Raw genomic sequence first — 22,639 nt, 5'->3', positions numbered from 1 at the left:
GGCTGGCGCTGAACCCGCATCAAACAGTCCGACAACGGCATTTGCAATTCGTAGCTGTTTCAAAAGCAGGCGATTTCGACCAGGGATGGCCTAAATCAATCGGCTGCAGGAGCAGTTCCTTTCCTCGCAGCGCACAATCGCCGCCCGCCCGATTCACTCGCCCGGAGTGATCGCGTTGCTTGGCGTCGGACGGTCGGCGATCTGCTGCCCAAACAGGCTGCCGATCAGCTCGACCGCGGTGCGCGCAGTGCGGCCGCGCTCGTCCAGAAACGGATTGAGCTCGACGATGTCGACCGATCCCACCACGCCCGAATCGTGCAGCAGCTCCATGATCAGGTGCGCCTCGCGGTAGGTCGCCCCGCCCGGCACCGTCGTGCCCACTCCCGGTGCAACACAGGGATCAAGAAAGTCGACGTCGAAGCTGACATGCAAGACGCCATTGCTGGCCTTGACGCGTTCGATGACGCGGCGGATCAGCACGGCGACTCCGAACTCGTCGATCTGGCGCATGTCGACAACCCTGATCCGACGCGCGCGCATCAACTCCTTTTCGAGCTTGTCGATCGAGCGTGCGCCGAACAGATCGAGCCTGTCGGGGGCGATCGACGCACGCGGGTCATCGCCGAGCAGGCCGTCGAGGCCGGGCTCGCCACACAGGAACGCCGCCGACATGCCGTGCATGTTCGCTGTGATCGTCGTCTCCGGCGTATTGTAGTCGGCATGCGCGTCCAGCCAGAGCACGAACAGCTCGCGTCCGCGCTCCTGCCAGTGGCGCGCCATCGCATTGACCGAGCCCATCGACAGCGTGTGGTCGCCGCCGAGGAAGATCGGGAGCGCGCCGGCTTGCGCGATCTCATAGCCTCTGCGGCTCAGCACGCGCGTCCAGCGCTGGATTTCACGGTAGTGATTGGCTTTTTCGGGCGGCTTGTCAGTGAGGTCCGCGACCTCAGCCACGGAGAGATCGCCGTAATCGACGACTTCAAGATCCAGGCTTTCGAGCAGTGTCGCAAGACCGGCGGTGCGCAACGCTGCCGGGCCCATCAGAGTGCCGCGCTGCGAGGCTCCCATGTCGATGGGAGCGCCGAGCAACGCGATGCGCCGGGCTCGATCTGTCATGGTTCGATCGGTCACGGCAATCTCCTGAGATCAGCAAGGCTGCAGCAGCCTAACAGAGATTCGCCCCCGTCGTTTCACGGGATCCCGCAGCCGGAATGCGCCTTCGGAACAAATTCCCGCGCCCCGCATTTTCTTTGCAAGGGCCGGCACCCGCCGTTTACGGACGGCGCCTGTCGCGGATAGCCAAAGGTCTTCGGGCCCGCTGTTCAAAACGAGCGCTCGCGCGGATAGCCAAAGGTGCCGGCCTTATCTCTTCATCTGGTTTGGAGACCACGAACTTGAGCACGGACATTCCGCAGCCCAATCCCCAGCCGGGCATGGCCGAGCGCGCCATCGACGCCGCGACTGATGTGTCCCACACCATTGGTGAAGTCGCGGGTGGTTTGCGCTCCGCCGTCGATCGCCTCACCTACGTCATCGATGAAGCGCGAAAGCCCGGCCGGCCGCTCTCGACAGTCGCAGCGATCACGCGCGAAGCACCTTTGGCCAGTCTGTTCATAGCCTTCCTCTTTGGCGTAGCGGTCGCGCGCCGGCGCTAGAAGCGAAGTGTGTCCGTTCAGGCAGCGCTGACAGCTTCGAGTTCAGCCGCCAAAAATTGCTTCTCAAACGCTTCGACAGGCATCGGACGTCCGAAGAAATACCCCTGCCCTTCCTCGCATCCCATGCTGACGAGGAAATCGGCCGTGGCCCGGTTCTCGATACCCTCGGCCACGACGGTCAGCCCGAGCTGCTTGCTGAGACCGATGGTCGAGCCGACGATCGCCGCGTCGTCGGAATCGGCGAGCAGATCGAGCACGAACGAGCGGTCGATCTTGAGCCCGTCGAGCGGAAACTTCTTCAGATAGCTCAGGCTCGCATAGCCGGTGCCAAAATCGTCGAACAGGACGCGGACACCGAGCTGCTGGATCCGCTTGAACATGTCGAGCACGCGGCTTTCGTCGTGGAGCAGGATGTCTTCGGTGACCTCGAGCTCGAGCAGCGACGGCGTGAGCCCCGTCGCCTCGAGCAGGGCCGCAACCGAATGCGCGAGATCGCCGGAGTGGAGCTGCGAAGGTGAGAGGTTGATCGCAACGCGCACGCCGTTGCCGGTCAATTCCCAGGCACGCGCCTGCAGGCAGGCAGTCTCCATCACCCAGTTCGCGATCCGCTCGGACAGGGCTGACGTATTGAGCACCTGCATGAACTCTCCGGGCGAGACGTAGCCGCGCACGGGATGCCGCCAACGGATCAGCGCTTCGGCCCCGACCAGGCTGCCGTCGACCAGGCGGACCTGGGGCTGGTAGAACAGCTCGAACTCGCCGCGATCCGCGGCAAGCGCCAGTTCGCTCTCCAGCGTCAGCCGGTTCTCCAATTCCTGCCTGATCCCGCTCTCGAAGATCACGTGGCTACCGCGTCGCGTCGCCTTCGCGCGGCTCAATGCGAGATGGCCGTTGCTCAGGAGGTCGTCGGCGTTGTGTCCACCATCGGGATAGGCGGCGACGCCGAGGCTCACTCTAACGCGGTGCTGTCGTGCGCCCGTTGCAAGCGGCGCCTCGAACGCGCGTGCTATCCGTTCGGCGAACTCCACAATCGGCTCGCCGGCCTCCGCGCAGTCGAGCGCGATGGCGAATTCGTCGCCGCTGAGCCGGGCGACGACCGCCTTGCCATTGACCTCGGTGCGGAGACGCTCGGCGACGGCCCGCAACACGAGGTCGCCCGCCGAATGTCCAAGCATGTCGTTGATCTGCTGGAAGCCGTCGAGCCCGAGCACGAGCAATGCGACATCGGAAGACCGCCGCTCCGCCTCGGCGATCAGACTTGTGAGGCCGGCATGCAACATGTTGCGGTTTGCAAGCCCCGTCAGCGCGTCGTGTTCGGCGAGATATCTGACGCGTTCGGCCTCGCGCTTGCGAACCGAGATGTCGCGCAGGATCGCTCCGTACTGGAAGCCCTCCGTTCCCTGCCAGCCCGAGAAGCTCGCTTCGACAGGAAATGTCTCGCCGTTCTTGCGACGCCCCTCGAACTCGACGACAACGGCCCCGCCGGGCACCAGCAGCGCCTGGCGCGCGGCATCGCGCATGGCAAACGCCTTTGCGCGGCCGTCCGCCGACACGGCGCAGAGGGTTTCGAACGGACGTCCGATCATCTCAGTTGGCATATAGCCGAAGATCGCGCTGGCACCGGGATTCCACACCGTGATCCGGTGATCCTCGTCGGTGCAGACCAGGCCATCGCCAAGTGACATCGCGATGCGATGAAAACGGCTCTCGGCGATGCGCCCAAGAAGGCTGCGGAAGTCGATCTCGTCGAGCGCGATCGCTGTCAGATAGGCGATGATCGCGATATGAAATAGCGACGTATCGATGATGAGGGGCCATCTTGCCTGAACAAGCGCTGCGGCCACCTCGACACCGGCCCCCGCTGCGACCAGGACTGCTACGCGTACGCCCGGTGCAACGCGGCGCCATGAGTACATCATCAGCAGGTAGATCAGGCCCAGACCAACGATCATGCCGACATCGGACGTCCAGTGCAGCATCCGGTTCTGGAGGATCGATTCCGCCGCCAGTGCCTGCAGGACGGGCCCCGAGACGATCTTGCCGTTCGGAACGCTGAATCGGTCACCGAGCTCGAGCGCCGTGGCGCCGACGATGACCTTCTTGTCTCTCAGCTTGTCCAGGGTCGCGGCATCGCCACGCAGCACGTCAAAATAGGAAACACTTGGAATGGAGCTCGCACGAATGCCGAAATCGATCAGGAACGGCGGACGCCGATTGGCGTCCTGCCCGGCCAGCACAACGGCCATTGATGGCATTACGGCATCACCGAGCTTCTCGCCGATCGGATACCGGCGAACGAGCCCATCGGATTCGATCGCGACGTTGACGACGGCTGGCCAGGACTGGTTGCTGAACGGCTTCAAAGGACGATTGACGTGAGCCGCGCCACCATTCGGCGCCGGCTGCTTGAAGGACGGCAGAATTGTCGAACCGCCGACCTCGCGAAGCGCCGTGAGTAAAGCCTCGTCGGAAGCCGGATCCGACGGCGTGCTGAAATCCACGTCGAAGGCGACATCCTGCGCGCCCGCGGCCTCGAGCCTGTGCAACAGCTCCGCGTGGAGCCGGCGCGGCCAGGGCCACACCCCGATCTGATCGATCGAGGGCGCATCGATGGCGACCACGACGACATTGCCGCTGGCCGCTCGCGATTGCCAGCCGAACCGCAGGTCGGTGAGCGCATTGCGAAGCGCCCCGTGCCATCCCGTGGACAGCACGACCGCCAGTGCGATCACGACAAGAATATGCGGTCGATATCGTTTCACCTTGCTCCCCTGCACTGACGACGCTTGCCGCCCGGTGCTCCCCTATCCCGACGGCGCGGTTCTAGTGATGCTTGTACCAACCGTAGTGGTGACCATTATTGCCGTTTCCGTCGTGGCCGTTCCCGCTTCCGCTATTGCCATTGTTGCCGGTGCCGCTGCTTCCGTTGCCAGTCGCACCGGTCCCGCTGCTTCCGCTCCCCGAGGTTCCGCCGGGCACGTTGCTGGTCGAACCAGGGGTGCTCGCAACCGTCGTCGGGGTGCTGGACGACGCCGACGCGGCACTAGCGGTGGACGCACTGCTGCCCGCGATGACCGCTGTCACGGTGGAGCTGTTTGCGGCTGTGGGAGTGGTGCTCGTCGAACTGTCGCTCCACACCGTAGCTGTGGCGGTACCGGTGTTCGCAGCGTTACGGACCCGGCCCGGGGCGGCCGCACCGTGAGCGAGACCATTCGTGGCCTTGTGGACGTTCAGCTTCACCTCACCGAGCGAACTCGCGATGCGCACGATTCCGGCCTTGGGGGCGTGAATTCCCGCCGCCTGATGCGACTGCATCGACGTACCTGTCGCCTTGGTCCCCTTGTCGATCGGACCGAGCGCATGGATCGCATGGCCATTCGCCGCGTTGCGCGGTGCGGAGAGGCCCGATTTCGGCACGGGAACGCGCTCGATCGTCGAGGCGCGCGGTTTGCCATGCTCGATCGGATTGAAGGTGCCGGCGCCGCTCAGGCTGAGGCCGGGCTTGCCGTGCTCGAAAGCAGTTGCCGATTGTCCCGGCATGACCTGCGCGATTTGCCCGGTCTTGAAGTCGGAGACCTCGACCTGGCCGCGGACCACACCGACCTTGGTGCTGCCCGCACCTACGGTCACACTGAACTGCGTTCCCTTGACCACGGCGGCGAGATACGGCGTCTCGACCTCGAAATGCTTGACGTTGCGCTTCTCGACCTCGAGCAGGATCGAGCCCGCCTGCTGGATGATGGTGGTCGAGAGTCCCTCCTTCTTCTCGGCCGGCAAGCCGACCACCGAGTTCGGAGAGATCAGGATCGTTTCCTCGCCGCGGACGAGCAGCACGCGTCCATTGCGGCCGGTGCGGATGGTATCGCCGGGCTTCAGCGTCCCTTCCTGGCTCAACGAGACCTGCTGCGCGCCGTCCGCCGCCAGCCAGACCTCGCCCGAGGACTTGCTGACACACCAGACGCCGTCATCCGCAGCGGATGCGCCGGAGGCCGTTCCCAGGATCAGCGCGGCCACGAAGGCGCACCGCATTCCAATTCTGCCCAGCATGACGATCCTCAGTCCGCGTTACAGCGAGCCTGAGGGGTATCCGAAATCACTCAAGAGAGAATTAGCCGGAAGCGGCAAGTCGAGCGACCGCATTAACCAATCATTGACCATAAAAAACTATGAAAAATCATGCGGCTAACGAATTCTTACCGGCTCACGGGCACTTCTCCGTCAAACTACGGGGAGCGGCTCGTTGCGCGCGTTGGGAAGCGGCATCTCCTTACCGCGCTGCTGCTGGTCGCGCCGATTTTCACGGGAGTTTCGCAGGCGTTCGCGCAGCAGGCGAACCAGCCAGGCTTCGATCCTCGGCAGCCCGAGAAATACTTTGAAAACCAAACCGAACAGGAATCGCTGAGCCGCCCCCCGGTCAAGCTGCCCTCGGTCGGCCAGCCCAACACCGGTGGTGACACCAAGCCGCAATTCGTGCTGCGCGGCGTCAATGTCAGCGGCGCCCACGCCATCCCGGGCGATCGCATCGCTTCGGTCTATCAACCCTATCTCGGCAAGAAGGTCTCGCAGGCCGACCTCGCCGCGATCGCCGGCGCAATCAGCGATCTTTACCGCGAAGCCGGATTCCATCTGAGCCGGGCGGTCGTGCCGCCGCAGGACATCGCCGACGGCCGCGTCCGGGTCCGGGTGATCGAAGGCGCTATCGTGCAGGCCGAGCTGAAAGGCGACGGCGCCGAGCAGTTCGGCATCAGGCCGATGCTTGGGCCGGTTCTGGCCGAGCAGCCCTCGCGCCTGGCAACCCTCGAACGCCAGCTCTTCCTGATCAACGGCAGGCCGGGCGTCCGGATCACCGATACCGCGCTTGAAGAGATCGGCGGCGCGACCGGCCGCTTCCGCCTCACTGTCTATCTGAAGACTTGGCACGTCTTCACGTCGTTCGGTCTGGACAATCTCGGCTCGTCCTCGGTCGGCCCGTGGCAGACCTATGCGACGGGCGCATTCAACTCCTACCTCACCCCCGGCGACACGCTGGCGGTGAACCTATCGACCATTGCCAACGATCCGCGTGAGCTTGGCTTTGCGCGCCTGTCCTATGACGCGCCCGTCGGCGTCGACGGCGTGCGCCTCGGCGCGTCCGTCCTGTACAGCGCGGTGCGGCCGGGCGACGCCCGCCGCCTCGACAGCGACATCACCACGACGGAAGCTTTCGAGGTGCGGGCAAGCACCGTGCCCTTCATGTCGCAATCGTCGGGGCTAACGCTCACCGTGGCAGGCACCTTCAGCAACGTGTCCGAGCACGATCTTTACGGCCCCTGGTACAACGACCATATCAGGACCGCGAGCCTCACCGCCGACTACCGGCTCCAGGATCGCTTCGGTGGCACCAATTTCGCGACGCTGACCTACCGCCAGGGGCTCGACGTCTTCGGCGCTTCGCATTTCGACGACGATCTGTTGTCGCGCGACGGCGCCGCGTCGAACTTCTCGGTGCTGAATCTCTGGTTCACACGCTACCAGACGCTCAACGATGCCTGGTCGCTCAAGCTCTCGGCGGCGAGCCAGACGGCATCACGACCGCTGTTCACCTCGCAGCAATTCTATCTCGGCGGCGCGGCGTTCGGCCGGGGCTATGGCGCAGCCGAGATCAGCGGCGACAATGGTCTTGCCGCCTCGCTTGAAGTGCGTTTCGACCAGAAGCTCAATTTCCGCTACTGGACCGGCTATCAGCTCTACGCCTTCGGCGACGCCGGCGCAGTCTGGAACGACGGTTACCGCCTGAGCGATGGCCTGGCGTTGACATCGGCGGGAGCCGGCGCGCGGTTCTTCCTGTGGGACGATATTCAGGCCGACCTTAGCGTAGCCGTCCCCTTAAGCTACCGGGCGCCGGACAACGAGCGCCGCAGCGCGCGCTTCCTGTTTACGCTGTCGAGCGCGTTCCGGCTCTGCCCCGAGCGCGGCAGAGGTGGCTGCCTCTAGCCGCCCAGCTTTCGGCTGCCGTTCGCCTTGATGCGGCCCTTTTGCGGCGTTTGTCACAGACTTGCTTAAATTTAATCCCGTAGCCTGCTCACGATCGCTCGATCCGGGAGTTCCGAATAACCATGTTCAGCTGAAAGTGATTTGGGACGGAACTATGAAGAAGGTGTTTGCAGTTTTGGCGTTTCTTTGCGTTCTCGGCGTCGGCGAATATTTCGTCGTCAGCCGGTTCGCGATCCGCCATGAGATTTTGACCCTGTTCGATGCCTCGCGCCAGCGGCCGATCACGGTCGAGATCGCGGTGCGGCGCGACTACGAAACCAAAGCCAATCTCGGTCTCTGGAAGCTGCCACTTGCCATCATCAGCAACGGCAACACCGTCAAGGCCACCGAATATTCCTTCCTCGCCAACGCGCTCGCGGCGCGCGGCTATCTCGTTGCCAGCATCCAGCAGGACCTGCCGAGCGATCCGCCGCTGATGACCCATGTCGGCCAGCAATATGTCGGCCGACGCGAAGTCTATATCCGCTGCGAGGCCAACATCCTCTTCGCGCTGGGCGAACTGAAGAGGCGGCAGGAGAACGTCGACTATGACCACATCACGCTCGTTGGGCATTCCAACGGCGGAGACGTGTCGATGTACGTCGCCCATCAGCACCCGGAGCTGGTCTCGAAAGTGATCACCCTCGACAATCTGCGGGTGCCGTTCGTCCTCAGCGACAACATGAAGATCCTCTCGTTCCGCTCGAAGGACCCGCATTTCGTCACCGACCCTGGCGTGCTGCCGACGGCGGAAGAAGCCAAGGCGCGCGGCATCGACATCGTCCACACCGGTGCGCAGCACACCGAAATGAGCGACCGCGGCCCCGACTCCGTGAAGGAGAAGATCCAGGAGACGCTCGACCGCTTCCTGCGTGACAGCGCCAGCAGCGCGCTCGCGCCGGCCGACACGAAAAGCCCGATGATCATGAATCCCGGCGATTACTAGCCGGGAAAAGCTTTGCGACAGATCAAGGCAGCTCCCGGCCGACCAGGCTAGGAAGGTCTCACCATCCAGGAGAGGCACGTGTCGCGCTACACCGAAAGCCTTGACATGAAACGTCTTGGGCTGCCCGCGGCAAAGACGCCGGCATTCGCGCGGCATGTCTATCGCTCCGCTCGAAGGCTGCTGCGGTCGATCATCGCCCGGATCGATCTCTCCCAGTTTCCGGGATCGTGCTGCGGATGAACATGGTGGCCGCAAGCGAACGCATGAGGATTGCCCGATGCACCGGCATTTGAGACGAATTTGCCTGCTGCTTGCCGTGGCCTCGAGCTGCGGCACGTCGTCCGCTCTCGCCGCCGATGCCAGTCACGGCGGCGACCTCGCCAAGCGATGGTGTGCAAGCTGCCACGTCGTCGCGAGCGGCCAGGCCCAGGCGAGCGCCGACGTCCCCTCCTTTGCATCGGTTGCGCGCCGGCCGGACTTTAGTTCGGAGAGGCTCGCTTTCTTCCTGCTCGACCCGCATCCGAAGATGCCGAACTTTCCCCTGAGCCGGACCGAAGCCGGCGACATCGCCGCCTATATCGGATCGCTACGTCCGTAGGGCGCCGGCCACTCGCGACACCCACAAACTGCAAATCCCTGCCGGAGGACCGACAGGGATCAGCAGAAAGGATGATGGACGGCGAATGAGGACCATTCGGTGGCCCATCATGGACCTGCATCAACATCGAAGTGCGGATCACCGCGCCGCGCAAGATCAATTTGTGGGCACGGTGTATACACGTCGGAAATCAGGACTTTCCCTTGCCGGGCTGCATCAGACTGCCGGTCATCTGACGCATATGGTCCCCGGCGCTGGTGAACTGGCTGCGCAGGAAGTCGGACTGGATTCGCATCGCTTCCTGAAGGTCGGTCGCATGAACGAGCTTGCGTGCGTGCTCGAACGCCGACTTCATGTTCTGCTCGGTGAAAGCGAGCGCCTGCTTCGACACCTCGGTGCCCGTTCCGGGGACCGAGGTCATCGATTTGGTGGCCGCGTCGAAAAACATGCCAAATGCCTTTTCGGCCTGGTCGATTGTCTTCTCGGCCAGGTCGCGCAGTTCGGCCGGAACTTCGAGCTTCGGTTCGATCATGGTCGCACTCCTCCCTTTTTCTTAGCTGAATACCACACTTGCCGGGCCGCATTCCAGCGGCTAGCCCCGGGGGCAAAGGTCCCCGGCAGTCCGGCTTGGGCAGGAAAACGGAGGACAAAGGCCTGAGGCGCGCGGCCCGGCTCAGGACAGGGGGTGTTCGGGAAGGGCTTCTTCGCTGGCGAGGTCTTCGACGAGCTTGATAACTTCAAAACGCTGTCGAGGCGCGAGCTTCAAAAAAGCGCGGAGCAGGCGCAGGCTCTCGATAGTGCCGCTCGCAGGTGCGCCAAGCTTAAGTTGCAGTTCAGCCGCGAAATTGAGGTTCTTCATCTCGCACCTATGACAAGCATCGGCCTTCCTGATTAGACATGGGGTCCCACTCGAAAGCCAAACGCCACAACCGGACGCCATGGCCGGGACAAACTCTTGGCCGGAGGGCCCGGCCGGGGAGCACGCTGGACTACATATCCAAACGGACCAGACAGGTTGTAATTATGCCAAGAAACAACCCCTCCGGCAAGCCCAACCACCGGCTGAGCGATGCTTCGTCTGCATCGCAGCACGGCAATTCCGGATAACAGGAATATGGACCGCCGTCACCCGCCTGCGTCAACAAGCAGCATCCATCACGCACACTGCCGCTATCGCTGTCAACCGGCGCAGCGTTTCGCCCTGTTTCCAACATGAATGGACATAGGCGGGCACCGCCTAGCGCTTCTTCAGCGTATACACGTAATTGTTGAGTCCGATCTCGGCGGTTGTATCGTCGACGAAATGAAAGTCGATCTCGCAACCGGTCTCCAGGGTCTTGATCGTACCGACGGCGAAACCGAGCGAGACGGCAAGCGCCTTGGGATCGACCTTCTTGTCGGCATGTTGCATCTCATCGAATGCGCCCTGGAAGATCATGTCGGGGCCATAATCCGTCACCTTGTACTGCGGCTTGGCGCAGGCAAAGGGCCGTGGTCCCGAGATCTCCCTGGCCTTCAGGACGACTGCCTTGCCCATCAGCCGTGCCCGCTCGGTGCCGTCAGGCTTGCGTTGCAGATCGGCCCATGGCGCGACCACGGCGGCCGTGACTGTCCAGCTGCCGATGTAGAAGGGATCGGCGGCCGCAGCGGTGCCTGCGGCGCCGACCGACACCAGAAGGCAAACAAAAGTGGCGGCGAATTTCATCTGACATATCCCTCGCGCTCTCGGCTTGGACTCGCCTCTTCGCATCAAGGTTCACCGCTCCCGCTACATTTCCGCGCATGAACCCACGTTCAAGATCGGACGACCAAGCGGTTGCGAACCGGCCACGCAGATCACGGGCGCCATGGCTGATGGACTCAAACCGATTCGGGCGCGCGTCAGCACCAAAGGACGACGACATGCTTTCTCGCTGCGATCTCATCAAGGGCGCCGCGGTCGCGCTTCTTACCTTCTCGATACAAGGCGCATGGGCGCAGGAGATCAAAATGAACCTGTTCAAGATCGTCACCATCAAGGACGAAATCGTCGTCGGATTGTCGGCGGAAGAGCTTCAGGCACTCGGCGGCAATGACGCGAGCGCAGTTGCACACGCGCTGGCGCAGAAGGGCGATCTCGCCGTCTGGCAATACAACGTGCATCGCGGCCCCAGCGGCGAATTGCAGCAGGCGCCGACCGCCAGGATCGGGCTCTTGGCCAACGCCTCACTCCGCGTCGAGCCCTATGCGACGCCCTATCAGATCGTGCCGCATCCGTAAGGAGCCGCCGGGCGCGCTTGCAGCTAAACCGCAGGCGCGCCGCAATCATCTGCGCTGGGTTGCACGTTTCGTTTCCGTCGCCAAGCCGTAGATCAGCGCCAGCCGGTCCAGGCATTCGCGAAAACGCCGCGCGAAATAGTCGTTCCAGCGCTGCGTACGGACGGCCCGTCGCTCCCCGATCTGATCCATGGTCAAACCCAGCACCAGCACGTCGTACACCAGCGCCGAGCCGTCAGTACCGAGCTCGCGCTCGATCCGGTTCAACCGCAGCACCGCCTGTCGCTGGCTCTCGGTGACAGGCTCGCGCGTGCCAGTGCCATCGACATATTCGCGTGTCGTATCTACCGCCTGGAGCCCCCGCTCCGCCCGCTCCCAATCGTTCTGGAAGGCGCGCCCGCCGCGATATTGCGCCTCGTCGATCTGGTGATGCGCGTGCAGCCGGCCGAGCGGATCGCCGCGGACCGACCGGATGGCCACGATCTTCTCACCGGGATCGAGCCCCAGCGGATTGTCGATCTCGACCTCCGCCACCTCGGCATTGAACGGCACCTCGCGCGACCGCCGGTCGTGGATATTCGTCAATTTATAGGATTTGTTGCGCCGGACACGTCCCATGCGGATACTCCTCGCAAAATTATCGATTGAACGGGTGGCCGCACTTTCAGGCGGCGGAAATGAGCCTCAGCACGACAGGACTTGCGACACGGGCGGACGCAGCTCCAGACCGGCGCGTCAGGCCGGCATGCGGTGTGCAATAGCTGGAGCCCGGCTGGCACGGATGGCCGCAGAAAGTGATCTCCTCCCCATCCTTCTCACCACCATAGGGATAGCGGCAGTCTTCGCGATCGAGTTGATCCAGCGGGATCAGGCGCGGCTGGACGCCGACGCAGCGCAGTTTCACCCGCGCGACAGGCTTCATCGCGGACTGCGGCGGTACGTTTAGGTACGGTAACGCCAATCGGCGCGGCGACGGCGGGCATACGTCACCCGGCAAGGACGGCACGATCGACGGGCTCGCCATCCGTGCCGGCGGAATGAGCCCAAGTCGCTTGGCCCGGCCAACCACGGCGCTGCGCGTGTAAGCCGTTCCAAACCTTGCGTTAATCTCCCGCCCGATCTCCGCGTAAGACACGCCCTTGAGAAAATAGTCGCAAAGCGCGTCGGAGTGCTCCGACGGCCAATGGCCCGGTTCCATGATGCTGTCCTGTGATGCGGCTCCTCCGGTCGCACGATCGGGGAGGCGAGGCGCACATTCCGGTATTCCGAAGTTTATGTCAAGCAATAATTCTGATATTCATAATTGCATCAATTCCGAATTTCGGATTACAAGAGGCGAGACGATGGGATAATCGAGGGAATCACCATGATGGACGCGGCAATGATCGAGCGGGGCCTGGAGAAAACGGGCAAGAGCAAGGGCGGCCTCGCGGCTGCCATGGGCGTGCGGCCCGGCGCGGTCTCGGAGATACTCGGTGGCGAGCGCCTGGTGAAGGCATCTGAAATTATTCCGATCATGCAATACCTTGAACTCAATCTCGCGCCGATCATGGGGCGTGTCGGCGCCGGCGCGGTGATCGAGCCGGATTATGAACAGGTTCCGCCGGAAGGCCTCGGCGATATCGCGCTCCCCTTCCCGATCATGGAAGAGACCGTCGCATTCGAGATCGTCGGCGATTCGATGCTGCCCAAATACGAAAGCGGCGACGTGATCGTGGTCTACAAGGACCAGCGCCATCCGCTGTCGAGCTTCTACGGCGAAGAGGCGGTGGTCCGGCTCAAGACCGGCGAGCGCTATTTGAAGACCATCGAGCGGGGCAAGTCCCCCTCGGTCGTCAATCTCACCAGCTTCAACGCCAAGTCGATCGTCGGCGTGAAGCTCGAATGGGTCGGCGAGATCTGCCTGTCCATGCCCAAGGGTCAGCTCGAGCGGCTGCGCGCCAAGTCGGCACGGCCCCGCAAGAAGGGCAAATAGGACGAATTTCTTATTTTTAGAAATCGCCCTTGACTTAATTCTGTTTTTCGGAAATACTCTGCCGCACCCCCGGTCACGGGGCGCGGCAGGATCGTTTCATGCAGTATTTCGTCGTGATGATCGACTACGGGCGGCGCGGTCGCGAGGCGATCGTCGACCCCGAGATCACAAGGCGCGAGGTCATCTCCCGCGTCACCTCGGGCGAATATCAGAACATCTCGTTCATCCACGAAATCGCCGAGAATTCGGTCGAGGACGTGACCCAGGCCATCCTGACTGAGGCCGCCCTCCCCCAGGTTCCGCCCGAAGACGTTGACCTCCAGGCGATCCGCATGGATCACGCCCGCGACCTGCGCAAGCACGAGAGCGAGAGGACCTGACGCAGGCTGAAGCAGCCTGCGTCACCGTCGTTCGGAGATTACACCGTGAGAACGGTCGACCCCGTGGTCTTGCGCGCGGCGAGATCGGCGTGCGCCTTGGCGGCGTCCTTCAGCGGATAGGTCTGGTGCACCTCGATCTTGACCGCGCCGGACTTGACGACGTCGAACAGCTCGTTCGCCATTGCGACCAGGCTCTCGCGCTTGGCGGCGTAGGTGAACAGCGTCGGACGGGTGACGTAGAGCGAGCCCTTCTGCGCGAGCAGACCGAGATTGAGCGGCTCGACAGCGCCGGAGGACGCACCGAACAGCGCGGCGACACCAAGCGGCGCGAGGCAGTCCAGCGACTTCAGGAACGTGTCCTTGCCGACGGAGTCATAGACTACCGGCACTTTCTTGCCGCCGGTGATCTCGTCCACGCGCTTTGCGAAATCCTCGCGCGTGTAGATGATGACATGATCGCAGCCATGCGCCTTGGCGAGTTTTGCTTTTTCGTCGCTGCTGACAGTGCCGATCACGGTCGCGCCAAGATGCTTGGCCCACTGGCTCAGGATCAGGCCGACGCCGCCGGCCGCCGCATGGAGCAGGATCGTGTCGCCGGCCTTCACGCGATAGGTCTGCCGGATCAGATATTGCGTCGTCAGCCCCTTCAGCATCATCGCCGCCGCGGTCTTGTCGTCGACACCGTCAGGCAACTTCAGCAGCCGGTCGGCGGGGATCAGCCGCGCCTCGGAATAGGCGCCGAGCGGCGAAGCACCATAGGCGACGCGATCACCGGGTTTCAGATCGGTGACGCCGGCCCCGACTTCTTCGACGACACCAGCCGCCTCGCTGCCAAGACCGCTCGGCAATGGCGCGGGATACACACCGGAGCGATTGTAGATGTCGACGAAGTTGAGACCGACCGCGGTGTGGCGGATGCGCGCTTCGCCCGGTCCGGGCTTGCCGACACTGACCTCCTCCCAGACCAGGACTTCCGGACCGCCGGTCTTGTGAAAGCGAATAGCATGCGTCATGGGGTTGCTCCCTTATCGTTGCAATGAAGGTCCGAGAACCGGATCGCCTGGTGAAATAGGCATTTGGTCCGCCCGTTACAGTATAGAAGTCGTAACAAGAATGTCACAGCGAACGACAAACGCCCGCCGTTCCACCTCTGTTCAAAAGAGTTGATGACGGCATGGCGACGACCGGCAGTAGCCTGTCTACGGGGTTTGGTGGTCGCCTGCGAAGGAGAGCCGAGATGCCAGCTTATGTACAGCATCATCAGGATATCGAAATCGCGCCTGTGATTTGCCCGACATGCATGGGGTTCCTGCCAATGTATGTGCGCGAGGTCGAGCCGCATTGGAGCCTTGCCAAGATCGACTTCGTCTATGAATGCGCCGACTGCGGCGCCGAGGTCCGGCAGACAATCCGGAAACCCGAATTGCTGCGGAACTGATCGCGCGATCGGCGAACCGCTCAACTATTTGCGTTGAACGGAAAAAACGCCCCTTACGCGGGTCAGATGTCTCCCAAACGAGGCTTGTTCTTTGCCGGGAACGCAGGCAGAACAAGCCTCAAGCAAGACCTTTGGGAGCGCCAATTCGTGGCTGAACAGAAGCCCTCGACAGCGATCGAGGCAGTGGAGAGCGGCCTCGCCGCGCAGGGCTACATCGCGAGCCGGCAGATCGCGACGGCCGTCTATTTGTCACAACAGATCGAGAAGCCGATCTTGGTCGAGGGCCCTGCGGGCGTCGGCAAGACCGAGCTTGCCAAGGCGATTGCCGCCTGGCGCGGCAAGAAGATGATCCGCCTGCAATGCTATGAAGGCCTCGACGAGGCCAAGGCGCTCTACGAGTGGAAATACGCCAAGCAGCTGCTCTATACGCAGATCCTCAAGGACAAGCTCGGCGAAGTGCTCGGCGGTGCGAAGACGCTGCACGACGCGCTCGCGCAGCTGCATGATTTCGGCGACGTATTCTTTTCCAAGGAGTTCGTCGAGCCGCGTCCCCTGCTCCAGGCGCTGGAGCAGCCGGGCGGCTGCGTGCTGCTGATCGACGAGATCGACAAGTCGGATGCCGAATTTGAATCGCTGCTACTGGAGATCCTCTCCGACTTCCAGGTCACGATCCCCGAACTCGGCACCGTCTCGGCGATCACGCCGCCGACCGTGATCCTCACCTCCAACAGCGAACGCGATCTCGGCGACGCCCTGAAGCGGCGCTGCCTGCATCTGCATATCGGCTTCCCCGAGCAGCGGCTTGAGGAACGGATCGTCGAGAGCCGCGTCCCCGGTATCTCGCAGACGCTGCGCCGGCAGATGGTCGGCTTCATCCACGAAATCCGCTCGCTGGATCTGAAGAAGCTGCCCTCGGTGAGCGAGACCATCGACTGGGCCCGCGTGCTGGTGCTGCTCCAGGTTTCTGAGCTCGATACCGAGATCGTCAAGGACACGCTCAACGTGCTCCTGAAGTATGAAGCCGACATCGAGGCCGCGACGCCGCAAGTCACGACCTTCATTGCCAAGGCGGCCCGGTCCAACGTCTTCGGTTGACCCGATGCGCGAGAACCTACATCGTTTCTTTCGGGCGGCGCGCGGTGCCGGCGTGCACGTCTCGCCCGCCGAAAGCATTGATGCGATGCGCGCGGTCTCGCAGGTCGGATTTTCCGACCGAACCGTTCTGCGCGATGCGCTTCTGCTAACGCTCGCCAAGTCCCAGGACGAGAAGCTCGCGCTCGGCGACTGCTTTGACCTGTTCTTCAGCCAACCGGAGCCGCGGCAGGACCAGCCCGGGACCGACGACGACGCTTCACAGGAGGCAGATCCGTCGCCTTCCTCCGAGGCGGCAAGCGAAGGGGGCGAAGGTCACCCCTCCGAAGGATTAGGCCCGCTGGCGCAGATGCTGCTGTCTCAGGATCGCAATGCGCTCGCAGCCGCCATTGCAAGCGCCTCCGGTGCAGCCTCGCTCTCCGACATCCGCTATTCCACCCAGCGCGGCATCTTCTCCAGCCGCATCCTCGACGCGATGGGCCTGCAGCGCCTGCGCGACGAGCTCGACGAGCTGACCGCGACCAATCCCGCACTCGCCGAGCGTCTCCGTACCGCACTCGACGCGTTGCGCGAAGCGGTGCGCGACACGGTCGCGCAAGGCCTTGCGCTCTACGCCCGCGAGGAAACCGAGAACCTCCGCAACGAAATCCTGCGCAACGCGCCGCTTGCCCGCATCGAGCGGCGCCATGTCGCGGAGATGCGCGCCCTTATCCGCCGGATCGCACAGCGCCTGCGCGAGCGCTATTCAAAGCCACGCAAGCGCCAGCGCCGCGGTCATCTCGACGTCCGCCGCACGCTCCGCCGCAACGCCGCCTGGGGCGGCATCCCCTTCCTCACCGCCTGGAAGCGCAAGCATCGTGACCGGCCGAAGATCGTGGCGATCTGCGACGTCTCCGGCTCGGTCGCGCAAGTCTCCGACTTCTTCCTGCTTCTGATCCACTCGCTGCACGAGGTGGTCGACGACGTCCGCTCCTTCGCATTCTCCTCACATACGATCGAGGTCAGCGAGATCCTGGAGAAGAAGTCGCCCGAAGAGGCGATGGCCGAGATCATGTCCAAGGTCGGCTTCGGCTCGTCCGACTACGGCTCGTCATTGGTCGACTTCGAGAAGGACTTCATGAGCACGCTGACGCCGCAAACTACGGTGATCGTGCTCGGCGATGCGCGCAGCAACAATCTCGATCCGCGCGCCGACATCCTGCGCCGTATCTCGGAGCGCTCGAAGCGGCTGGTCTGGCTTAATCCCGAGGGACGGCTTGCCTGGGGCTTTGGCGATTCCGAGATGCCGCGCTACGCGACCTTTTGCAGCGTCGTGCGCCAATGTGCCACCGCACAGCAGCTCGAGCGCGCCGTGTCCGACATCGTGGCGACTTATCAGTAGGTCTCAATACGTCGTCAGGCGTCAGCTTCACGCAAGCGCCGCCTGAACGACATTGCACTCCCGGAAGTGATAGGCAATTTCATCAAGCGCGCGCTGCTCCCATTCCTGGGCTTGCGCAAGCCAGAACACGCGGCGTTCGGAATCCATCGCGGCGCGTTCGCGGCAAAGAGATTCCTGACTTCGAATTTCCACCAGCCTGTTCATGCACTCCACTCCTGCCGCGTGAAGCCATTCCCCTGCGAATCAGCGTAACAGAATCCCGAACCCCTCGTCTCACGATTTCTGTGCATATTGCGACGCAGGATGGGACAGCGATGCTTCCCGTGCAATGCGGTAGCTCCACACAATCAAACGCAGATCATTAATTAGTGATCGGAGATCGGGACGATATTCGTGCGCAAACGATCTTAACGCATGTGGCGCAACGACGTGCGGCAATTCGTGAAGAGATGTTCTAAACACTTCACCGAATTCCCGACTCATTGTCGTCGCATGGTCTTCATGCAGCGCCGCTAACAGGGGCGCACGAACGGTACTATCGCTTGAGGCAACATGAGCAACGATTTCGACTTCGATCTTTCACCCGACCAGTGGGAAGCGCTGAAGGCGCTTCGCAAGCCGGTGTCGAACGGTCGCCCCTCGAAGGCCTATGTCGTCGAAAGCCTGGTCGAGCTCGGCCTTGTCGTGGTCGATGACGGCGTGCCGGTGATGACACCGGCCGGGCGCAAGGCGCTGGTGCGCGGATCGTGCCGATTGCTGGATCTCGCGGCCTGACGCACGCGTCAAAAGATCTGCGCGATCACGATCGCGTAAGCGATGAACACGACGCCTAACCCCCACACCATCGCCGGAATCTGTGCCCGCCGGCCGACTGCCACTTCCAGGGCGATGTAGCTCAGCGTTCCCAGGGCCATTCCGTTGATGAGGTTATTGGTCAGCACGGTGACCAATAGTGTCAGCACGATCGGAACCGCATTGCCGAGATCGGTCATATCGATGCGGGCGAGGCCCTGCATCATCAGCACGCCGACGAGCACCAGCGCAGGCGCGGTCGCTTGCGCCGGGATAATGACGAAGATCGGCCAGAAGAACAGCGCGAGGAAGAAGAACCCCGCAACGGTTAGCGAGGTCAGGCCGGTGCGGCCGCCAGCCTGCACGCCGGTGATCGACTCGATATAGGCCGTCACCACCGACGTGCCGAGCAGCGGGCCGACGATGGACGCCGTCGCATCGGTCGCAAATGCGGCCGTGGCATTCGGGATCGAGCCGTCGGGCTTGCGCAGATTGGCGGCGCCGGTGACTCCGATCAGCGTGCCCAGCGTCGAAAAGAATTCGGCACACAGGAAATAGAACAGCAGCGGCAGCGCGACGACGAAATGGCTGAAGAGATAGCCGATATCGAGCGCCATGAAGGTGCTGGTCGGCCAACGCGGCCAAGACATGATCGCTGATGGCACCGACGTCACCATCTTGCCGTTGGCGCCGGGAACGAAGAAGCCGATCACGGTAAGCAATGCGATCGCCAGGATCAGCGCCGCCGGTACCCGGCGCACCACCAGCACCGGCGTGAGCAAGAGGCCGAACAGCGTCAGCAGCACCGGCGGGCTGCGCAGGGATCCCATGGCGATGTAGGTCGACGGGTTCTGGACGACGAATCCGGCGCCGCGTAACGCGATGAAGACGATGAGGGTACCAACCGCCGCCTGGATGCCGATCTTCAGCGCTTCCGGCACGTCCTTTGCGACTTTCTCACGCAGCTTCGACAGGCTGAGGATCAGGAACAGCACGCCAGTGAAGGCGACCATGGCGAGCGCGCCCTGCCAGGGCATGCCCATCTGCTTGACGATGACATAGGTGAAGATGACGTTCGATCCCATCGCCGGCGCAACGGCGAGCGGCAGATTGGCCCACAGCCCCATCATCACCGAGCCGACGATCGCGGCGAGTGCCGTGGCGCTGACGAGATCGGCACGATCCATTCCGGCGTTGGACATGATGGCCGGGTTCACGGCGATGATATAGGCCATCGCAGCGAACGTAGTGGCTCCGGCCATCACCTCGCGGCCAACGCTCGTGCCACGCTCGGTGAGGCCAAAGGTCCGATCGAGCAGCCCGGTAGCTCCGCGCAGCGCCGGTTCTGCGGAAGCTTCTTGCGGCTTCGTCATCTCGTTCATCCCAGTCCCCTACCAAACCACCGGGTGCGCTTCGCCCGTCTGCACGTTGATGAAACCGAGCGGCGCCTGCTCGCACGGCGCCACCAGCACCCAGCTCCAGGGCGCACAGGTCAGCGTGGCAAACATCAGCCGCTCCGGGAATCCCGGATACCAGCGCGGCCGGAACGTCGGCTCGTACATCCAGTCGACCTTGCGGCCTTCTGCATAAAGCGCCTGCATTTCTGCATCGAGCTCTTGCGCCGAACGACAACTCATCAGCCCGCCGACTTCGAAGCGCACGGTGGCGACGAGCTCGCCCTCGCGCACCAGCGCCCATCCGCCCTGAAGCTCGATCAGCGCGTTCACAGCCTTTGCCATCGCCGCGTCAGACGAACCGACCACCCAGATATTGTGCTTGTCGTGCGCCACCGAGCAGGCGACCGCCGTCTCCGGCGTGCGCGGTCCGCAGCCGCGCCAAAACATCTTTGCGACGCGCCCGTCGCCGGAAAAGCGGTCGACAATAGCAAATTTGGTGATGGCTTCACTCTCGTCGCGCTGCACGGCACCGTCACGCACCGGCAGTTCGATTGTGTAGAATTCGGGATGCCAATGGAAGGGACGGATCACCGCCGCTTTCATCGTGGTGCGGCCGGGCTCGGCCCGCAGCTCGAAATCTTGCGGCTTGATCGAACGCTTGATGTTGACCGTCTTCGTTGCCCAGTCCGGCCACTGAATCTCGGGCACCTGGCCGACGTAACGCTTGCCCTCGGAAACCTGGGCGCCATCGGCCCACACTTCGGCGATCGTGAGCTTGGCAATATCGGACAGCAGCACGACGTCACCGAAGCGCCCCGGAGCCAGGCTGCCGACGAACGGCGTGAGGCGCATGTGCCGCGCCGGATTGATCGTGAGACACTGGATTGCGATTTCCGGCGCCAGGCCGGCCTCGATCGCGACGCGCGCATTGTGATCGCTGGCGCCGAGCTCGAGCGTGTGGCTGGCGCTGCGGTCATCGGTGGTGAACGCGATCTGCGACCAGTCCTGCAAACCCCGCGCGAGCAGCCATTTGACGATCTCGTCCATGGCATAGACGCGCAGCTCGACGAACAAGCCGCGCGTGAGCTTGTCCCAGGTCTCCTCCGGCGTCTGCACTTCATGGTCGGACGCAAGCCCGGCTGCTGCAAAGGCGTTGATGGAGGGCAGATCCCGCAAGCCGGAAGCATGGCCCTCGACGACCCCGCGCGCCGCGAACGTCGCCTCGATCATGCCCCAGAGCCGCTTGTAGGAAGGATTGTCGGGATTCCACACCGCCGGCCAGTCCATGACTTCGTCGAGCCCGGTGACCATCAGGCTCTCGCTCATGAAGCGGGCCTGCTCATCGTGGCCATACCAGCCGCCGCCCCATTCGTAGGCCGTCGGCGGCACGGCCGAACCGGGTTGCGGAAAGATTTTTAGCGGCGAGCCACGACGGCGTGCCTCGAACCAGAATTCGAGATTGCGTGCACCGTTGACGTTGGAGAATTCGTGGCTCGCCTCACAGGTCCAGGTATTCCCATGCGGCAGCACCAGCGCGGCCTCCCATTCCGGCGTCAGATGCGAGCTTTCGATATGCTTGTGCACCTCGCCGAAGCCTGGCACGGCGGCAAGATCCGGGCGGTGCGCACGCTCGCGCACCTCGCCGGGATAGCTGCCAGCCGGCCCGATCCAGGCGATGCGCCGTCCCCTAAAGACGATCTCCTGATCCTCGCTCCAGGTGCGGCTGTGCACGTCGAGCAACCTGCCGACCCGCAACGAGCGATCGGCCGGCCGGCGGCCGAGCGCCGTCAGTACCAGGTCCTGGCGAATGCGGACCTCGTCGGGCGCGGTGATCAGGAGATCGTCGGGGATCGCATTCATGGCCTGCCTCATTCTACGCCGGCTCTTTCGGCGCCGCGGTTCGCTTCCGCGGCGATTTGCTGGCCTTGCCGCTACGCGCCGCTGCGGCATCGCGCTGGCGAACATCCTTCAAAAGGGCGGTGAGCGCCCACTCGATCGCGTCGGCGATCTCGGCGCTGGACATGCCAAAGTCCTCGCGCATTGCGTTCCAGGCCAGCACGTTGTTGAGATAGGACGCGAGCGCCTCCGCCTGGCGCACATCCTTCGCGGGGAGATGCCGCACCAGCGGCGCCATCGCCTTGTGATGCTGCCCGATCAGGTGTCGCCGGAAGTCCGCGCGCATCCGTCTGCCCGCCCGCGTCACTGCAATGGCGCGCGCCAGATGCGGATGACGATCGAACCGCTTGCACAGTTTGCGGAAGATATCGGGCAGCTCGTCGGGCGAGGTGAAGGGAATGTAGCTGAAGACGTTGTCCTCGATCCATTCGCCGGCCGCTGCAGACAGCTCCGCACGGGTCTTGAAGTGCCGATAGATGGTTCGCTCGGCCACCTTCGCACGCTTGGCGATCGCGGCCATGGAGATGTCGTCAGCCGCCTCGTCCTCCAGCGTCTCGACAAAGGCCGCAACGATGCGCTGCCGCGTCATCTCGGCATATTCGTCACGAAGGCTGGCGATATGTCGCTTTGCTGTACTCATGTCATAAGTCTGACATTGGGCGGATTGGAGGGTCAAGCCGAGACTTGAGGCAGGCCGCGCCGCAACAATGTGCGCCGGCCTCCTCAGGGCAGCTCCACGGTCCTCTCGCGCACGACTTCGTCTGCCGCCTGAAAAATGGACTTTTGCGCGCCGTCAAAATCGGATTTGCTCTGCGGGCAAC

At 63.2% G+C, this 22,639-nt stretch carries 25 protein-coding genes; 12 read left to right on the top strand and 13 right to left on the bottom strand.

The annotated features are described in order from the left end of the window. Positions 1–153: 153 nt before the first annotated feature. Positions 154–1,131 (bottom strand): arginase, encoded by a 978-nt coding sequence (rocF, locus tag BMW89_RS03430; RefSeq protein ID WP_092022682.1) that lies wholly within the window; start codon positions 1,129–1,131, stop codon positions 154–156. A 263-nt stretch (positions 1,132–1,394) separates the two neighbouring features. Between rocF and BMW89_RS03425 the strand changes: the two genes are divergently transcribed. Then, a complete protein-coding gene (locus tag BMW89_RS03425; RefSeq protein ID WP_092022680.1) occupies positions 1,395–1,655 on the top strand; it encodes a hypothetical protein in 261 nt (86 codons plus the stop codon). A gap of 17 nt (positions 1,656–1,672) precedes the next feature. Here the strand turns inward: BMW89_RS03425 and BMW89_RS03420 are convergent, their stop codons facing one another. Beyond that, positions 1,673–4,417 carry an EAL domain-containing protein gene (locus BMW89_RS03420; protein WP_177195796.1) on the bottom strand — a complete coding sequence of 915 codons (2,745 nt, stop codon included), beginning with the start codon at positions 4,415–4,417 and terminating at the stop codon, positions 1,673–1,675. A 61-nt stretch (positions 4,418–4,478) separates the two neighbouring features. Continuing rightward, a complete protein-coding gene (locus BMW89_RS03415; protein ID WP_092022676.1) occupies positions 4,479–5,702 on the bottom strand; it encodes a FecR family protein in 1,224 nt (407 codons plus the stop codon). A gap of 129 nt (positions 5,703–5,831) precedes the next feature. Between BMW89_RS03415 and BMW89_RS03410 the strand changes: the two genes are divergently transcribed. The 4 genes from BMW89_RS03410 to BMW89_RS03400 all read left to right on the top strand — a co-directional run bounded on the left by BMW89_RS03410 (position 5,832) and on the right by BMW89_RS03400 (position 9,211). Continuing rightward, positions 5,832–7,628, top strand: coding sequence for a ShlB/FhaC/HecB family hemolysin secretion/activation protein (locus BMW89_RS03410; protein WP_092022674.1), 1,797 nt, complete (start codon positions 5,832–5,834; stop codon positions 7,626–7,628). Positions 7,629–7,782: 154 nt separating this feature from the next. Continuing rightward, positions 7,783–8,613 (top strand): alpha/beta fold hydrolase, encoded by an 831-nt coding sequence (locus BMW89_RS03405; RefSeq protein ID WP_092022672.1) that lies wholly within the window; start codon positions 7,783–7,785, stop codon positions 8,611–8,613. A gap of 78 nt (positions 8,614–8,691) precedes the next feature. Next, a complete protein-coding gene (locus BMW89_RS37740; RefSeq protein ID WP_177195795.1) occupies positions 8,692–8,853 on the top strand; it encodes a hypothetical protein in 162 nt (53 codons plus the stop codon). A gap of 37 nt (positions 8,854–8,890) precedes the next feature. After that, positions 8,891–9,211 carry a c-type cytochrome gene (locus BMW89_RS03400; RefSeq protein WP_092022670.1) on the top strand — a complete coding sequence of 107 codons (321 nt, stop codon included), beginning with the start codon at positions 8,891–8,893 and terminating at the stop codon, positions 9,209–9,211. A gap of 190 nt (positions 9,212–9,401) precedes the next feature. On the opposite strand, the gene BMW89_RS03395 is transcribed toward BMW89_RS03400, so the two are convergent. From BMW89_RS03395 to BMW89_RS03385, 3 genes are all read right to left on the bottom strand, one after another. Beyond that, a complete protein-coding gene (locus tag BMW89_RS03395; protein ID WP_092022668.1) occupies positions 9,402–9,743 on the bottom strand; it encodes a phasin in 342 nt (113 codons plus the stop codon). Positions 9,744–9,884: 141 nt separating this feature from the next. Next, on the bottom strand, positions 9,885–10,070 hold the full coding sequence (locus BMW89_RS37735; protein ID WP_177195794.1) for a hypothetical protein: 186 nt from the start codon (positions 10,068–10,070) through the stop codon (positions 9,885–9,887). Between the two features lie 378 nt (positions 10,071–10,448). Then, positions 10,449–10,916 carry a hypothetical protein gene (locus BMW89_RS03385; protein WP_092022665.1) on the bottom strand — a complete coding sequence of 156 codons (468 nt, stop codon included), beginning with the start codon at positions 10,914–10,916 and terminating at the stop codon, positions 10,449–10,451. 197 nt (positions 10,917–11,113) lie between these two features. Between BMW89_RS03385 and BMW89_RS03380 the strand changes: the two genes are divergently transcribed. After that, complete coding sequence (locus BMW89_RS03380; protein WP_092023372.1) at positions 11,114–11,470, top strand: hypothetical protein; 357 nt, start codon at positions 11,114–11,116, stop codon at positions 11,468–11,470. Between the two features lie 45 nt (positions 11,471–11,515). Here the strand turns inward: BMW89_RS03380 and BMW89_RS03375 are convergent, their stop codons facing one another. Together BMW89_RS03375 and BMW89_RS03370 are read right to left on the bottom strand one after the other, a co-directional pair. Then, complete coding sequence (locus tag BMW89_RS03375; protein ID WP_092022663.1) at positions 11,516–12,085, bottom strand: hypothetical protein; 570 nt, start codon at positions 12,083–12,085, stop codon at positions 11,516–11,518. Positions 12,086–12,131: 46 nt separating this feature from the next. Next, positions 12,132–12,665: a GcrA family cell cycle regulator gene (locus BMW89_RS03370; RefSeq protein ID WP_092022661.1), complete on the bottom strand. Its 534-nt coding sequence runs from the start codon at positions 12,663–12,665 to the stop codon at positions 12,132–12,134. Between the two features lie 168 nt (positions 12,666–12,833). Between BMW89_RS03370 and BMW89_RS03365 the strand changes: the two genes are divergently transcribed. Then, a complete protein-coding gene (locus tag BMW89_RS03365) occupies positions 12,834–13,442 on the top strand; it encodes a S24 family peptidase (RefSeq protein WP_092022659.1) in 609 nt (202 codons plus the stop codon). 98 nt (positions 13,443–13,540) lie between these two features. Further along, complete coding sequence (locus BMW89_RS03360) at positions 13,541–13,822, top strand: hypothetical protein (RefSeq protein WP_092022657.1); 282 nt, start codon at positions 13,541–13,543, stop codon at positions 13,820–13,822. Positions 13,823–13,860: 38 nt separating this feature from the next. Here the strand turns inward: BMW89_RS03360 and BMW89_RS03355 are convergent, their stop codons facing one another. Next, a complete protein-coding gene (locus BMW89_RS03355) occupies positions 13,861–14,835 on the bottom strand; it encodes a quinone oxidoreductase family protein (RefSeq protein WP_092022655.1) in 975 nt (324 codons plus the stop codon). 224 nt (positions 14,836–15,059) lie between these two features. Here BMW89_RS03355 and BMW89_RS03350 point away from each other — a divergent pair, with 224 nt between their 5' ends. From BMW89_RS03350 to BMW89_RS03340, 3 genes are all read left to right on the top strand, one after another. Further along, positions 15,060–15,260 (top strand): hypothetical protein, encoded by a 201-nt coding sequence (locus BMW89_RS03350; protein ID WP_092022653.1) that lies wholly within the window; start codon positions 15,060–15,062, stop codon positions 15,258–15,260. Positions 15,261–15,407: 147 nt separating this feature from the next. Next, positions 15,408–16,355: an AAA family ATPase gene (locus BMW89_RS03345; protein ID WP_177195793.1), complete on the top strand. Its 948-nt coding sequence runs from the start codon at positions 15,408–15,410 to the stop codon at positions 16,353–16,355. A 4-nt stretch (positions 16,356–16,359) separates the two neighbouring features. Continuing rightward, positions 16,360–17,733: a vWA domain-containing protein gene (locus BMW89_RS03340; RefSeq protein WP_092022646.1), complete on the top strand. Its 1,374-nt coding sequence runs from the start codon at positions 16,360–16,362 to the stop codon at positions 17,731–17,733. A gap of 27 nt (positions 17,734–17,760) precedes the next feature. Here the strand turns inward: BMW89_RS03340 and BMW89_RS37730 are convergent, their stop codons facing one another. After that, a complete protein-coding gene (locus BMW89_RS37730; RefSeq protein ID WP_177195792.1) occupies positions 17,761–17,937 on the bottom strand; it encodes a hypothetical protein in 177 nt (58 codons plus the stop codon). Between the two features lie 348 nt (positions 17,938–18,285). Between BMW89_RS37730 and BMW89_RS03335 the strand changes: the two genes are divergently transcribed. Further along, positions 18,286–18,507 (top strand): hypothetical protein, encoded by a 222-nt coding sequence (locus BMW89_RS03335; protein ID WP_092022644.1) that lies wholly within the window; start codon positions 18,286–18,288, stop codon positions 18,505–18,507. Positions 18,508–18,515: 8 nt separating this feature from the next. On the opposite strand, the gene BMW89_RS03330 is transcribed toward BMW89_RS03335, so the two are convergent. Genes BMW89_RS03330 through BMW89_RS03320 form a run of 3 tightly spaced genes read right to left on the bottom strand, consistent with a single transcriptional unit; the run spans position 18,516 to position 22,458 of the window. Then, the gene (locus BMW89_RS03330) at positions 18,516–19,907 is read right to left on the bottom strand and encodes an NCS2 family permease (RefSeq protein ID WP_092022642.1); all 1,392 of its coding nucleotides are present in this window, start codon (positions 19,905–19,907) and stop codon (positions 18,516–18,518) included. A 9-nt stretch (positions 19,908–19,916) separates the two neighbouring features. Beyond that, positions 19,917–21,794 carry an adenine deaminase gene (locus BMW89_RS03325; protein ID WP_092022640.1) on the bottom strand — a complete coding sequence of 626 codons (1,878 nt, stop codon included), beginning with the start codon at positions 21,792–21,794 and terminating at the stop codon, positions 19,917–19,919. A gap of 1 nt (position 21,795) precedes the next feature. Continuing rightward, positions 21,796–22,458: a TetR/AcrR family transcriptional regulator gene (locus BMW89_RS03320; protein WP_143062693.1), complete on the bottom strand. Its 663-nt coding sequence runs from the start codon at positions 22,456–22,458 to the stop codon at positions 21,796–21,798. Positions 22,459–22,639 lie beyond the last annotated feature (181 nt).

The sequence above is a fragment of the Bradyrhizobium sp. OK095 genome, from assembly GCF_900109945.1.
GTDB lineage: Bacteria > Pseudomonadota > Alphaproteobacteria > Rhizobiales > Xanthobacteraceae > Bradyrhizobium.
The sequence above is the reverse complement of the archived record's forward strand: the minus strand, read 5'-3'. Positions and strand labels throughout refer to the sequence as shown.

What these genes read in the sequence shown, in the direction of transcription:
- BMW89_RS03355 (WP_092022655.1), bottom strand. Translation starts at nt 14,835, where the DNA reads ATGACGCATGCTATTCGCTTTCACAAGACCGGCGGTCCGGAAGTCCTG.
- BMW89_RS03320 (WP_143062693.1), bottom strand. Translation starts at nt 22,458, where the DNA reads ATGAGTACAGCAAAGCGACATATCGCCAGCCTTCGTGACGAATATGCC.
- BMW89_RS03385 (WP_092022665.1), bottom strand. Translation starts at nt 10,916, where the DNA reads ATGAAATTCGCCGCCACTTTTGTTTGCCTTCTGGTGTCGGTCGGCGCC.
- BMW89_RS03410 (WP_092022674.1), top strand. Translation starts at nt 5,832, where the DNA reads ATGCGGCTAACGAATTCTTACCGGCTCACGGGCACTTCTCCGTCAAAC.
- BMW89_RS03335 (WP_092022644.1), top strand. Translation starts at nt 18,286, where the DNA reads ATGAGCAACGATTTCGACTTCGATCTTTCACCCGACCAGTGGGAAGCG.
- BMW89_RS03380 (WP_092023372.1), top strand. Translation starts at nt 11,114, where the DNA reads ATGCTTTCTCGCTGCGATCTCATCAAGGGCGCCGCGGTCGCGCTTCTT.
- BMW89_RS03395 (WP_092022668.1), bottom strand. Translation starts at nt 9,743, where the DNA reads ATGATCGAACCGAAGCTCGAAGTTCCGGCCGAACTGCGCGACCTGGCC.
- BMW89_RS03405 (WP_092022672.1), top strand. Translation starts at nt 7,783, where the DNA reads ATGAAGAAGGTGTTTGCAGTTTTGGCGTTTCTTTGCGTTCTCGGCGTC.
- BMW89_RS03325 (WP_092022640.1), bottom strand. Translation starts at nt 21,794, where the DNA reads ATGAGGCAGGCCATGAATGCGATCCCCGACGATCTCCTGATCACCGCG.
- BMW89_RS03400 (WP_092022670.1), top strand. Translation starts at nt 8,891, where the DNA reads ATGCACCGGCATTTGAGACGAATTTGCCTGCTGCTTGCCGTGGCCTCG.
- BMW89_RS03370 (WP_092022661.1), bottom strand. Translation starts at nt 12,665, where the DNA reads ATGGAACCGGGCCATTGGCCGTCGGAGCACTCCGACGCGCTTTGCGAC.
- BMW89_RS03330 (WP_092022642.1), bottom strand. Translation starts at nt 19,907, where the DNA reads ATGAACGAGATGACGAAGCCGCAAGAAGCTTCCGCAGAACCGGCGCTG.
- BMW89_RS03375 (WP_092022663.1), bottom strand. Translation starts at nt 12,085, where the DNA reads ATGGGACGTGTCCGGCGCAACAAATCCTATAAATTGACGAATATCCAC.
- BMW89_RS03360 (WP_092022657.1), top strand. Translation starts at nt 13,541, where the DNA reads ATGCAGTATTTCGTCGTGATGATCGACTACGGGCGGCGCGGTCGCGAG.
- BMW89_RS03415 (WP_092022676.1), bottom strand. Translation starts at nt 5,702, where the DNA reads ATGCTGGGCAGAATTGGAATGCGGTGCGCCTTCGTGGCCGCGCTGATC.
- BMW89_RS03340 (WP_092022646.1), top strand. Translation starts at nt 16,360, where the DNA reads ATGCGCGAGAACCTACATCGTTTCTTTCGGGCGGCGCGCGGTGCCGGC.
- BMW89_RS03365 (WP_092022659.1), top strand. Translation starts at nt 12,834, where the DNA reads ATGATGGACGCGGCAATGATCGAGCGGGGCCTGGAGAAAACGGGCAAG.
- BMW89_RS37735 (WP_177195794.1), bottom strand. Translation starts at nt 10,070, where the DNA reads ATGAAGAACCTCAATTTCGCGGCTGAACTGCAACTTAAGCTTGGCGCA.
- BMW89_RS03350 (WP_092022653.1), top strand. Translation starts at nt 15,060, where the DNA reads ATGCCAGCTTATGTACAGCATCATCAGGATATCGAAATCGCGCCTGTG.
- BMW89_RS37730 (WP_177195792.1), bottom strand. Translation starts at nt 17,937, where the DNA reads ATGAACAGGCTGGTGGAAATTCGAAGTCAGGAATCTCTTTGCCGCGAA.